The sequence below is a fragment of the Deferribacterota bacterium genome (assembly GCA_034189185.1).
In the GTDB taxonomy this organism is placed as follows: Bacteria; Chrysiogenota; Deferribacteres; order Deferribacterales; family UBA228; genus UBA228.
This window is the reverse complement of record JAXHVM010000044.1, coordinates 1-13334: the sequence shown is the minus strand read 5'-3', so window position 1 is coordinate 13334 and position 13334 is coordinate 1. Positions and strand designations below refer to the sequence as shown.

At 30.2% G+C, this 13334-nt stretch carries 15 protein-coding genes and 1 tRNA gene; all 16 read right to left on the bottom strand.

From position 1 onward, the window contains the following. Nucleotides 1–299: DNA repair protein RadA (locus tag SVN78_04725; protein ID MDY6820908.1), on the bottom strand; the 299-nt coding region annotated here is incomplete at its 3' end. Further along, nucleotides 300–1328 carry a Holliday junction branch migration DNA helicase RuvB gene (gene ruvB / locus SVN78_04720; GenBank protein MDY6820907.1) on the bottom strand — a complete coding sequence of 343 codons (1029 nt, stop codon included), beginning with the start codon at nucleotides 1326–1328 and terminating at the stop codon, nucleotides 300–302. It abuts the gene before it with no gap. Nucleotides 1329–1370: 42 nt separating this feature from the next. Further along, nucleotides 1371–1949, bottom strand: a complete 579-nt coding sequence (ruvA, locus tag SVN78_04715) for a Holliday junction branch migration protein RuvA (protein ID MDY6820906.1) — start codon at nucleotides 1947–1949, stop codon at nucleotides 1371–1373. Next, nucleotides 1915–2430, bottom strand: a complete 516-nt coding sequence (gene ruvC, locus SVN78_04710) for a crossover junction endodeoxyribonuclease RuvC (protein ID MDY6820905.1) — start codon at nucleotides 2428–2430, stop codon at nucleotides 1915–1917. Before ruvC ends, ruvA begins: the two co-directional genes overlap by 35 nt. 1 nt (nucleotide 2431) lies before the next feature. Further along, complete coding sequence (locus SVN78_04705; protein MDY6820904.1) at nucleotides 2432–3181, bottom strand: YebC/PmpR family DNA-binding transcriptional regulator; 750 nt, start codon at nucleotides 3179–3181, stop codon at nucleotides 2432–2434. A 63-nt stretch (nucleotides 3182–3244) separates the two neighbouring features. Beyond that, nucleotides 3245–4237 carry a ribonuclease Z gene (locus SVN78_04700; protein MDY6820903.1) on the bottom strand — a complete coding sequence of 331 codons (993 nt, stop codon included), beginning with the start codon at nucleotides 4235–4237 and terminating at the stop codon, nucleotides 3245–3247. Then, a complete protein-coding gene (locus SVN78_04695) occupies nucleotides 4227–4751 on the bottom strand; it encodes an isochorismatase family cysteine hydrolase (protein MDY6820902.1) in 525 nt (174 codons plus the stop codon). Before SVN78_04695 ends, SVN78_04700 begins: the two co-directional genes overlap by 11 nt. Beyond that, a complete protein-coding gene (locus SVN78_04690) occupies nucleotides 4744–5583 on the bottom strand; it encodes a deoxyribonuclease IV (protein ID MDY6820901.1) in 840 nt (279 codons plus the stop codon). The genes SVN78_04695 and SVN78_04690 overlap by 8 nt, the downstream gene beginning before the upstream one ends. Then, nucleotides 5583–6578, bottom strand: a complete 996-nt coding sequence (fbp, locus tag SVN78_04685; protein MDY6820900.1) for a class 1 fructose-bisphosphatase — start codon at nucleotides 6576–6578, stop codon at nucleotides 5583–5585. The genes SVN78_04690 and fbp overlap by 1 nt, the downstream gene beginning before the upstream one ends. Nucleotides 6579–6635: 57 nt before the next feature. Beyond that, nucleotides 6636–8486 (bottom strand): radical SAM protein, encoded by a 1851-nt coding sequence (locus SVN78_04680; protein ID MDY6820899.1) that lies wholly within the window; start codon nucleotides 8484–8486, stop codon nucleotides 6636–6638. 123 nt (nucleotides 8487–8609) lie between these two features. Continuing rightward, nucleotides 8610–9137 (bottom strand): macro domain-containing protein, encoded by a 528-nt coding sequence (locus SVN78_04675; protein ID MDY6820898.1) that lies wholly within the window; start codon nucleotides 9135–9137, stop codon nucleotides 8610–8612. A gap of 135 nt (nucleotides 9138–9272) precedes the next feature. After that, nucleotides 9273–9725, bottom strand: a complete 453-nt coding sequence (locus SVN78_04670) for a desulfoferrodoxin family protein (GenBank protein ID MDY6820897.1) — start codon at nucleotides 9723–9725, stop codon at nucleotides 9273–9275. Between the two features lie 242 nt (nucleotides 9726–9967). Continuing rightward, nucleotides 9968–10041, bottom strand: a tRNA-Pro gene (locus SVN78_04665). A gap of 41 nt (nucleotides 10042–10082) precedes the next feature. After that, entirely contained in the window at nucleotides 10083–11807 is a 1725-nt protein-coding gene (locus tag SVN78_04660) for a methyl-accepting chemotaxis protein (protein ID MDY6820896.1), read from the bottom strand. 68 nt (nucleotides 11808–11875) lie between these two features. After that, complete coding sequence (locus SVN78_04655) at nucleotides 11876–12334, bottom strand: bifunctional precorrin-2 dehydrogenase/sirohydrochlorin ferrochelatase (GenBank protein MDY6820895.1); 459 nt, start codon at nucleotides 12332–12334, stop codon at nucleotides 11876–11878. Continuing rightward, nucleotides 12327–13310 carry a cobalamin biosynthesis protein gene (locus tag SVN78_04650; GenBank protein ID MDY6820894.1) on the bottom strand — a complete coding sequence of 328 codons (984 nt, stop codon included), beginning with the start codon at nucleotides 13308–13310 and terminating at the stop codon, nucleotides 12327–12329. Before SVN78_04650 ends, SVN78_04655 begins: the two co-directional genes overlap by 8 nt. Nucleotides 13311–13334 lie beyond the last annotated feature (24 nt).

The following is a 13334-nucleotide window of genomic DNA, read 5'->3' as shown; positions in this document are numbered from 1 at the left end:
GATTTGCCAATACCTGGCTCGCCTCCAACTAAAACAACAGAACCTTCAACTATGCCGCCCCCCATTAATTGATCAAATTCTGGGATATCAGTAAATATTCTATTATTTTTTTCAAAACTTAGGTCTTTAATTTTTAAAGGTTTGACCTGTTCACTAGCTTTCACTCTAGAGTTATTAGATTTTGTATCTATATGTTCATCAAAGGAGTCCCAGCTATTGCATTCAGGGCATCTGCCCAACCATTTATTACTTATATATCCACATTTATTACAAATGAATAGTACCTTTGATTTGGCCATTTATTCTAGATATCTTTCAATAGAGTTATTATAAAGCCCTCTAATTTTAAGACCTAAATGTTTATAACTTTTATCAACGGCTACTCTACCCCTAGGGGTTTTCTTTATCATTCCCTTATAAAGCAAGTATGGCTCTATTACATCTTCTAGGGTGCCCTTATCTTCCGGTATAGTTGCAGTTAATGTATCAATACCAACGGGGCCACCATTAAATTTATATATAATAGTTTTTAAGTATATAAGATCGGAGGAGCTTAAACCCTCTTCATCTATATCTAATTTTGAAAGTCCTTTTTTAGCAATAGTCAAATCAATATCACCATTACCTAAAACTTGAGCAAAATCCCTGATTCTCCTTAATATTCTATTTGCAACCCTTGGTGTTCCTCTTGATCTTCTTGCAATTTCAAGTGCTGCGTCATTATCTATCTTTACACCAAGCTTCTCTGCACTCTTTAAAACTATTTTCCTTAAATCTTCAAACTCGTAAAAATTCAGTCTTAATGTAATCCCAAATCTATCCCTTAGGGGAGATGTAATTAAACCTATACGAGTTGTAGCACCTATCATGGTAAACTTATTAAGATCTATCCTAATTGTTCTTGCAGCAGGTCCTTGCCCAATAACTAAATCAAGCTTGAAATCCTCTATTGCAGGGTATAGTATTTCCTCAACTGATGGATGCAACCTATGTATCTCATCAATAAATAAGATATCCCCTTCACTTAGATTTGTTAGAATAGCAGCAAGATCCCCTGGTTTTTCAATAACTGGACCACTAGTAATTCTTATATTAACAGACATTTCGTTAGATATTACATTAGCTAGAGTAGTTTTACCAAGTCCAGGTGGCCCATATATCAAACAATGATCTAAAGGCTCCTCTCTCTTTTTTGCAGCCTCCACATAGATTTTAAGATTTTCAATAATCCTATTTTGTCCTACATATTCATTGAAATTCTTTGGCCTCAAATAGGAAGAGTTATCACCATTAAATGTATTTCTAGAAAATATAGATTCATTATCCATAACTCACCAAATTTGTTATAATTATACCTATTAATTAAATAATTACAACTTTGATAACGTTTTTAAACAGCTTTTAAGGATCTCTTCAAAACCTTTTATCTCTTTTGGGATAGATTCTAATGCACTTTTAATCTCATGTTTTTTATAGCCCAAGTTTGATAAAGCACTAAATATCTCAGTATTAAAGCTTTCATTTGTAGAAGCTTCAACAAAGCTACTTTTATCTATCTTATCTTTTAGTTCTAAGATAATTCTCTCAGCAGTTTTTTTACCAATACCAGGTATTGAAGATAATATGCCGGTATCTTTGTTAGCTATTGCATATCTCAACCTATCTGTATCTATACCAGATAAAATATTTATGGCAAGCCTAGGTCCTATTGAGGAGACTTTAGTTAAAAGATGGAACATCTCTTTCTCATCTAATGTTTTAAATGCAAATAATACAGGTGTGTCATCCCTTATTAATAGAGATGTATATAACTCTAAAGACTCGCCTATTTCTGGCAGTTTAGTATATGTTGAGATTGCAATAGTCATCTCCAAAGCAATGCCACTAATGTCAACAACTGTACTGTTAGGACTTTTATCTAATAGTATTCCCTTTATTCTGTAAAACATTTTCTCTCTCTATGTTATATGCTAAACAAAGTGCACAGGCTAAAGCATCAGAACAATCATCTGGCATTTTTAGAAGGTCATCCTTTAGATTTAAATGCATAAAAACAAGCCTCTTAACCTGTTCTTTTTCCGCCCTGCCATATCCAACTACTGCCTTTTTAATCTGCAAAGCTGTATACTCATATATAGTTATATTTAACTGGGTTAAACAACCTATTAGAACACCTCTAACCTGACCTAATAAAATAGCACTCTTTATATTCTTAGCATAGAAGATATCTTCTATAGCTGTATACTCTGTAGGGTAATTATGCAAATAGTTAAACAATAACCTATATATATTAGAAAGCTTTTCTAAAACAGTCATTGATCTGTTTGATTTAATTAAATAGTGGTCAACATAGGATATTTTTTTTCTATCTACCCTAATTATACCTACCCCTGTATTGTTCAAACCTGGATCTATCCCAACAAATAACAAACTATGCTCTTAATTCCTCTATCACAGATTCATCGACGTCGAAATTACTATAAACATCTTGCACGTCATCCAACTCCTCTAATTCGCTAATCAGATTAAATAATTTCTTAGCCTCTTCTTTATCGATTGGGATATAGTTTTTTGGCAACATTGTCACTTCCGCTCTAATAATCTTTATATTATTTTTAATATATATGTCTTTAACCTTTTCTAAATCCTGTGGTTCAGTAATTATTTCATAACAATCATCTTGGGTGGTTATATCTAAAGCCTCAGCTTCAATAGCTAAATCATATACTTTCTCCTCGGCTGCAGCTTCTTTTTCAATTCTTATAACGCCTTTCCTGTCAAATTGCCAAGCTACACATCCCGATTCACCAAGGGATCCACCCTTTTTAGACAATATCTTCCTAATATCTGCAACAGTTCTATTCTTGTTATCAGTAAGTGTAGATATAAGCAAAGCAACCCCACCAGGGCCATAACCCTCATAAATAACATCCTCATAATTTATATCATTTGATGGGCCACTCCCTCTTTTTATAGCTCTATCTACATTATCCTTTGGCATATTAACGCTCTTTGCCTTATCTAAAGCCAGTCTTAATCTTGGATTAGCACTAGGGTCATCACCACCATGTTTGACTGCTACTGTTATCTCTCTTGCAATCTTAGTAAATACTTTCCCTTTTTTGGCGTCTTGCACAGCTTTTTTGTATTTAATATTAGCCCATTTACTATGTCCTGACATAGCTATACCTCCTTTTAAATAATATCATATTAACAATCTTTATCAATATCATTAGAAATGAACTTAAATTATTTTCTTATCAATATCTTTATATATACAATACATAAACTCATCTTTAGATTTCTCATATTTAGATGAAAAGTGGAAAAAATGCACAAATTTAGAGCCCGATTCAAGAAATATCTGTTTTGATAAACTAGTGGTAGAATGTGATTTATCTATTGCATGTAAAATATCTTTTTTTAAAAACATACTCTCTATTAATAATATATAACTATTACTCGCAAATGTAATAGCTTTACTATAATTCTCATAAGTTGGAGCAAAATCAGTGATGAAGGTTATATCTTGAGGAGGTTTAAATATAACTAACTGATCTGCTAATAAACCTAATTTAACTCTTTTTTTGCCATCTTTTGTCTCAACCTCCAAAACATCACTTAAAAGATAATTTGAACGCAATCTCGCCTTCAATTCAGTAAGCCAAGGTCCTGGAACATAATCATACTTACATAATACATCTTTTTTTATATTAACATGTATAGCTTCTTTGATCCTATAGCCTATTACAGGTATTGAGTGATCAAAAAACTCATAAACTACCTTAAAACCATCATCTAGTGATAAATATTCAAGATTATCCTTATAATATATTATAGGTTTAAAATAATTAGAAGCCTTAAACAAAGCAATCTTAGCTTTCCCACAGCTATTTAACTCATAAGCTTCTAACTCAAAATCATAATTGTCAACTAAATTCCACGTATAACCAGATAATTTGCCAATCACATTATTAATAAAACCTGGGGGTCCATAAAATCTCAATTTTTTATCTGACCTTAAAAATGTTCTCAACAGTCTATCGAAGCCATAAAAATGATCAATATGAGCATGGCTAATAAATATATCCCTTAAACTTAAGATCTCTGTGTTGTTTAGCCCACCTATCCTGCCACAATCAAATAGAAGTGCCTTTTTCTTATAAACATTCCTTATAAAAAAACAGGTATCATCAAAAGGTGAATTAACCTTCTTAATTGTATAATTATTTCTCATCAACTAGATCAACATTGTGAATTTCTTTCATCTGTCTAAAAGCAAAATTTTCAAGTTCCCTATCATTTGTTGCAACACAATTTTTCTTAACTACAATATTGTAATCTCTAAAGTGTGCATCAGCAACAGTATACAGTACACACACATTTGTCAATATACCAGCTATATTTATTGTCTTTATATCCATTTTCTTTAACAGTTCATCCAAATCTGTATTATAAAAGGATGAGTATCTGTTCTTTTCTATGATCAAATCATTATCCAAAGGTGACAACTCATCTACTACTTTACTACCAAAACTATTTTTTATACAATGCTTTGGCCAAACTTTAAACTCTAAATCATTTTCTAAGTGGGAATCGCACACATAGATTACAGGTATATTTCTCTCTCTAGAATAATCTATCTCTTTTTTTATATTATTAATAATCAATCTTCCACTAGGCAAATAAAGGGGCGCCCCTTCTAATAAAAAATCATTTAGCATATCAATTATAATTAAACCATCAAACATATAAACCTCTCAATTTATATAATCTATTAATCTGATTCCTATATGAAGAATTTACATCCTTTTCAGTTTCAAGAATACCTAATGTATAAGAAAATCTTTTATCATTAATTAGTTTTCTAAAAAAATCTCTGCCTAAATCACCCTCAAGTATTTTCTCATGTCTATCTTTTTTTGATCCACAACTAACTATAGTATCATTTATATGTATAACTTTGCACTTAGAATCAAACAATTTAACAACCTTACTAAAAATATTATCATATTCATTAATAATATCATAACCAGCTGCATACATATGACATGTATCCAAACAGATCCCTAGTTTATTTTCAAATCTACTAGAAGATATAATCTCATAAAGCTGCTCTAATTTATAACCTATAGAAGTTCCTTGCCCAGCTGTTGTCTCAAGTAATATATCAGCATTAAATAAATTCTCACTATAGATAATTTCTATTGCCTTTATAATTCTATTTATACCCTCTTCTAGGGAGCTATCCCTAAAAAAACCAGGATGCACTATATAATAGGGTATTTTTAGCTGATCGCAGATTTCTAATTCTTCTTTAACTGCCTTTATTGACTTATACCACAAATTACTATCATTACTTGCAAGATTTATCAAATAAGAGCTATGCACGCAGATTTTATTAAATCCAAAAGATTTTGCTAATTCTAAAAATCTCTCTTTAACTTTTAAATCCAAAGGTTTACAATACCACCTATTGGCATTCTTTACAAATATCTGAAGGGACTCACACTTATCATCAATTGCTCTTATAATACTTTTAAATATACCACCTGATATTGATTGATGGGCGCCAATAAACATTAAGTGTCTTTTAAAAAATCCTTTAGTAGATCTATTTCATAGGAAGATCCAATAAATAACGGGGTTCTTTGATGGATCGATTCAGGCTGAATCTCTAAGATATTTCTTTTTCCGTCAATTGCTTTACCACCTGCTTGTTCAATCAAAAAGGACAAAGGATTTGCCTCGTATAATAACCTAAGTTTGCCAGTTGGGCTTTTACTATCAGCAGGGTATAAAAATATCCCTCCTTTAAGCAAATTTCTATGAAAATCAGATACAAGTGAGCCAATATACCTCGATTTATAACTTCTATCTTTCATATTTTTTAAATATTCGATATATTTTATAATTCTCTTATCCCATCTATTTGCATATGCTTCATTTACACTATAAATACTACCCACACTTGGTATTTTCATATCAGGGTGAGATAAAATAAACTCTCCTATAGATGGGTCTAATGTGAAACCATTTACACCATTACCAGTAGTATAGACAAACATAGTACTTGCTCCATAAACAACATAGCCAGAAGACACCAGATTTTTACCAGGTTGTAAAAAATCTTCTTCACTACAACCTTTTTTATCTGCATTAAGTTTTCTATATATACCAAATATTGTACCTATACTAATATTAACCTCTATATTGCTTGAGCCATCAAGAGGGTCAAATACTGCCAAATACTTACCCTCAGGATGTTTTGTTGGTATGTTTATAATTTTATCTGATTCTTCAGAAGCCATACCTGCTAATTTCCCTATATGATCAAGTGCATGTATTAGATTTTTATGTGCAAAAAGATCTAACTTTTGTTGTCTCTCGCCATAAATATTCTTAGAATTAACATCCCCTATAATATCTGTTATGCCAGCTTTAGAAACCTCTCTCGTGATTAGTTTAGCCGCTAGGGCAATCTGCTCTAAGATCAATGAGAAATCACCTGAAGCACTAGGGTATTTCCTTTGTTCTTGTATTATAAATCTACTTAGATTTGTAACACCATCTTGCATATAAATATCCTCACTTAAAATATATATTTAAATAAATATTAGTTAATTAACAAATATCTATAAAAATTCTATATCGCATAAATTCAGATTGATATTATACGCAGTAGCAATTTTTTCATTAATTTTTAGCTTTATATCTTTACTATACTTTCTTAAATACTTGAGCATATACTCTAAATGAGATTTATTAATATTATCATAGTCTATATGTAGTACCACGTAGGCATCACTCTTGATTAATAGTTTTTTCACCCTTTTGCATAACTTACTAATCAATCTTTTCTCCACCTGCGACTTCAATAAGAGAGTGATAACTACGTATCTTTCCTTAATCTTTATAGCCTCTATATCAAAAAAACCTTTTTTAATATAGTGAGAAGTCCTCGATTTTATCTTATTAATTCCCTCTACAATTTGTTTCCAGTTATATTTTTTAATAAAATTATTCATTGCATAGTCTTTCATTGTTATTCCAGCTACCCAATCACTACAAACTAAGACAAAATAAGCGGGATTAATCCTTAAAAGGGACATAAGAAAATAGTAAATCCTAACCGGTCCACCTTTAATAATTCCTTTAAAAAGCACATTAAAAGCTAACCTGAAACTAATATTACCTTTGGGAATATTGTTCTTTTTAAAATATTTAAATTTATTAATTATCTTTAAATAGATATCTCTATCCCTATATAATTTTAGGTAGAGATTTTTATATCCATCAATCATTTCTCCATATTCCATGTTCTTAGGCAATACATTAGTTTCAAGTTGTGTATTCTCATTTATATCTACATTTTTTATAATTCTACCTTCTTTATATAATCTCTCATATAGAGGAGTCTTAGGTGGTGCATATAGAAGGCCTACCATTGCAACCTGTATACCACTTTTAATTATAAAATTATACATATCTTTAAATACTGTTATTCTATCATTATCAAAACCTACTATAAACCCACCAAAAACCTCTATACCATAGGAATAAATTTTTCTAATCGCATCCAATACATTGATCTTCATGTTCTGATATTTACCGGCTTGTTTTAGGGAAGTCTCATCTAATGATTCAATACCTATAAATAACCAACCAAAATTTGCATCTCTAAACAACTTTAATAAATCATCATCTTTAACAATATTTAATGAAACCTCTGTGCCAAAGGTAAATTTTACCTTTTTATCTTTGTTATATTCTATTAAAAATTTTAATAATTCCTTTGCTTTTGCTTTGTTACCTATAAAATTATCATCTACAAAAAAAACATTTGTCACACCCTGTTCTCTTAAGGCTTCTAATTCCTCTTTTACCTGATTTAGGTTTTTAGTCCTTGGTTTCCTACCAAACATAACAATTATATCGCAAAAATCACAATTAAAAGGGCATCCTCTTGAAAATTGCATAGTAGCGGTTCTATACCTATCCATCTTCAATAGATCAAAGCGTGGCACTGGTACATCATCTAGATCTACATTAGATGTGCTCTTATAAAGCTTTTTCCATCTATTATCCTCAAAATCTTCGCAAAACTCCTTCCATATATATTCAGCTTCCCCAGAGATTACAACATCAGCTAAATTTTCAAAAAATTCTGGACATAAAGAAGCAGCACAGCCCCCAACTATAACAAAATAACCCTTATTTTTATAATAATTAATTAAAGTTTTCTGCCTCTCATATTGCACGAGCATACCTGTAATACCTATAATATCAGCATCTGTATCTACTGGTACAGATTCAATATTTTCATCAATGATTTCAACTTCCCAATCCTTTGGCATTAAAGCAGCAACAGTAGCCAATCCTAATGGTGGATTAACCGCCTTTACTCTTGGCAATATATTATCTACTGCATACTTAAAACTCCAGAAAGAATCGGGAAATTTTGGATTAATTAATAAGATCTTCATAGAAAGATTATAATGTATGTAATATTATAGTCAATAGCATATTCCACAATTATAATAATAACTTATCTATAAATAAATATTGTGAAATAAAGATTGTGATAAGAAGTAGTTAATATTTTATATTCAGAGTTGTGATAATTTATTTTTATATATTTCATAGTCTTTATTAGTATATAACACAAAACGGATCTCTTTTACATAATTTAACTGTGGTATAATCTTTAATATTGTATCAAAAGTAACCTCTACAGCCTCTTTAATAGGATAGCCAAAGGCCCCAGTAGATATAGCTGGAAAAGCAATTGAAGATATCTTATAATCTTCAACAATCTTTAAGGCATTTTTATAGCAATCTGCTAGTAATTTATCCTCAGGTTTATCTTCACCATACACAGGACCAAGACAGTGGATAACATATTTGTTAGGCAAATTGCATCCACTTGTAATGACAGCCTCACCTGGTTTAATAGGAGCCAAGGGCTCACACTCTTTCTCTAATTCTGGACCAGCTGCCCTATGAATTGCACCTGCAACACCTCCACCAGGTTTTAACCACGCATTTGCTGCATTTGCAACAGCTTCAACGTCCCTCTGATTTGCAATATCTCCTTGAACACATTTTAGCTTTACACCATTAATTATTTTCTCCATATTTACACCCCTTTTTTGTAAATATTGGACTATTATTAATATTATAGATCAAATAAATAAAAATTTAAATATTTTTAGGTAGCAAATTAATATAATATATACTTAATATTAGCAATAAATAAATGTAAAGATTATCTACAATCTTACTTCAACAGGTTCACTAATCCAAGTTCCATGAAGGTTGCAATGTTCTATTGCCTCTAATCTTGCAGAATTTTGCAGTTTTATTCTAAAGGTTGCCTCAGAAGGTGTAATGCCCCCAATAATATGCTTTACATGGGCAATATCTTCACCGTCAACAAGTAGTTTTATATCTGTTATCCAATGTTCTTGTGTAGAAGGATGTTCATTTATAAATCCCACCTTTACCACAACATCAAACCATTCATCTGCAATTATTCTTGAAGGAATAATTATCTTTGGCACATGCCCTTGTTCTAACGAGCTAGGATTGTCTTTATTTTCCAATCTATTAATATTGTCATTTCTAGCTTGGCCGGCAGATGCATTTTTTAAAAATATACTTTCTGTTAAACCAAATGCTGCCACTAAAGCTAATGAACTTTTTAAGAAATCTCTTCTTTCCATTATAACCCCCTTAAAAATATTTTATTAAATTAACCAATTTATTTTTAGTTCTTTAAAATTATTATAATTTTACTAGTAGAATTGTCAATCAAAATAATAAGTTAAAATGTAAAATTTTTTTAAAATAAAAATTCCTTGTATTATACGATAGCTATTAAATCAATATATTAATAAATAGAGATTATTTTATCGTTTTGATTATTCTCTCGAATATATGTTAATAATTATTATAGTAATTTAAATCGGGGCGAGAGGATTTGAACCTCCGACTCCTGGTTCCCAAGACCAGTGCGCTACCAAGCTGCGCTACGCCCCGATAAAAAATAGAAAATAAACTATATATCGCTTTTTGTCAATTTAAATCTTAAAAATTTCTACAGAGGCCTTCAATTCATTTGCTAACTTTGAAAGCTGTTCCACTGCTAAAGCAGTCTCTTCACTAGCACCTGCATTCTCTTTTATTATTTTTGAGATATTTTCCATATTCTCAGTAACCATATTAATAGCCTTTGCTTGTTCTTCAGCTGCATTTGCTATTTGGTTAATATCTTTTGCAATATCTTCAAATTTAACTTTTATATCATTTAATGCAACCTCTGCTTCATCTGATCTCTTCAAACCCTCATTAACTTGCTCTACACCAGATCTCATCTCTTTAACAATATCTTCTATATTATTTTGTATATCCGTAATTGTAGAAGAGATTTCCTTAGTTGAATTAACAGTTCTCTCAGCTAATTTTCTGACCTCTTCAGCTACAACAGCAAAACCACGTCCTGCTTCCCCTGCCCTAGCAGCCTCAATAGCAGCATTTAGAGCAAGCAAGTTTGTTTGATCAGCTATATCATTAATAATTTGGATAATACTGCCTACCTTTGAACTTCTCTCACCTAATCTATTAACGGTATTGGCAGCTCTTTCAACAGCTTCTGCAATCATTCTCATCATTTCTTTTGTCTCTGTAACAACTGAATGGCCTTTTAACACTGATTCTTTTGCATCTGACGAGCTATCAGAAACATTCTTTGCAGAATTTGCTACTTCAGATACTGTTGTGTTAATTTCCTCTACAGCTGATACTGCATTTTCAGATTCCTCAGATTGCTCTTTAGCACCCTCTGATAAAGATTCAGCAGATGAAGAAAGTTCTGTAGCTGTAGAGGATAAATCTTGTATAGAATTATAAACTGATTCAATTATTTTTTTAACACTATTTACCATAGTATTGACATGTGAGACAACCTCCCCTATCTCATCATTTCTTTCTACATCTAATTGAACAGTAAAATCACCTTTAGCCAGCCTCATCATTGCTTCATTAACATTATTTAATCTATTAAATATCAATCTTTTAAAAAGAAAATTTATAACAATGATTACTATAAATATAATAATAAGTGATGATGAAAAACCTCTTAAAAAAAGAAGAAATGAGCCTGCCTCAACTAAGTTAGTTGGAATTAATATCTCAAAAGCCCCGTGCACCTCTCCTGCTTTCCATCCCTCCATTTTTGTACCTGTTGGATCAAGCCCTTTATTATTACCCCAATATTTTTCTGATAATGAGGGATCTCCGTGACAGTATTCACACTCTTTTGTTAGTCTAATTGCTTTATAATATCTGATAAAATTATTCTCCCTATCCATTAAGACATATTCAGGTGTCCCACCTTTACCCGTATCTTTTTCTTTTAAATATTTTAATGCTTTTAAATCAAATTCATCTGGTTTATTATCAGGGTTTCTTGGATTTATCTTGGGTACTTTAAAATTTAAATTTAGTTCCTCTGCTTTATTCCTGACAACTTCTATTGAATTAATAATAGGTACTACAGATAAAAACTTATCTACATCCTTTCTCAATTCATCTAAATCATAGATATCACTATTAAACTTTTCAGCGTAATTCTCCCTAACGCTCTCTGCTAATACTATTATATTTCTTGCCCTTTTAACCTCACTTTCTTTTCTCTCATTCCACCGCTTATATGATTCATATAAAAATACAATGAAAAAAGTAGTAATTAAAATAATAGAAATTAATATAATAGTTAATGAGCGAAGCTTCATATTCTTTTTCATTTAAGGTCCTCTTATTATAATTATTTAAAAATAATTAAATTATTTTGTTTAAATTATTATATTTAAATTTATTTAGTTAACAATAAAAATTTTTTAATTTTATCCCTCAATAAGGCCGCTGATTTTGGATTATCTCCAAATGTTGAAGTTGCGATTAAAAAATCATGACTTCTATAAACAGCGGGCATAAAAAAATCTGAATATTTTTTATCACTCGCATCTAAAACAAATATCTTTTTTCCTTTGCAGAGCAAAGCTATTTCTCTATTTAGTTCTTTATCGTTTGTACAAGCAAATACAAAACTTACATTTTTATTAATATCAGAGTTCTCAAATTTTTTATATTTTATACCTATAGAGCCTTCATTATACAGGTCTTTTAATTTTGCTGTTACTTTTGGTGAGACTACTAAAATATTTGAAAACCTATAGAGTCTTATAATCTTTTTTTCGGCTACCTTCCCGCCACCAATAAACAAAAGCATCTTATCTTCTAAATTAAATATAAAAGGAAAATATTTATCCATAAAACAACCCTAAATATAAAAAGCATATTAATAATATAAAAATTAATGAATAGGAGCTGTATCTAAGCAGTTTAATAGCATCTAATATTAGCGATTCATTTAGGTTGTTGTCTTTACCACTACCAATATAGGGTTTATACTTAATATTTCCAAAATAATAAGTAGACCCACCTAATTTTATATCTAGAGCACCTGCAAAGGCTGACATTGGATGTGCTGCATTTAAGCTTTCATGATTTTTTCTAAAAATATAAAATGATTTAATTATCTCAAATTGCCTTTTATTTACAACCATTGAACCTAATAATATAAATATAATAGATATTCTAGCAGGAATATAATTAATATAATCATCAATTTTTGCTGCAAAAAAACCAAAATCCTTATATCTCTCATTCTTATATCCTACCATTGAATCCATTGTATTAATAGTTTTATATAGTATAGCTCCAAATACACCAAAAAACACCCCATATATTATAGGTGATAATACTGCATCTACAAAATTTTCTGAAACTGACTCAACTGTAGAGGTTATAATCTTATCCCTATCCATCATATCTACATCACGGCTAACTATATGAGATAAATTTTTCTTTCCCTGTTTAATATCATTTATTTTTAATGAGTTATATATTTTCATAGCATGTAATGAAAGAGATTTTATACTTATGGAACTAAATACAATGTAAACACAAAAAAGGTTATTTAGATATACATGTATAAGCTTTAAAATATTTAAAATTATAAGTAGCAATATAATAACTGTAAAAATTGTACTAATAGATAATAAGAGGCCCCCTATTTTCTTATTATTTAGTTTGTAAAACCTATTTTCATAGTATTTTATAATTTTGCCAATTATAACAACTGGATGAATCTTTGATGGTGGCTCCCCTATTATTAAATCAAGAACAATTGCAATTAATAATATATATAAATTATTTAATAAATGATTTAATAAAATTGATATCACAATTTTTTTCTACAATTTCAGATA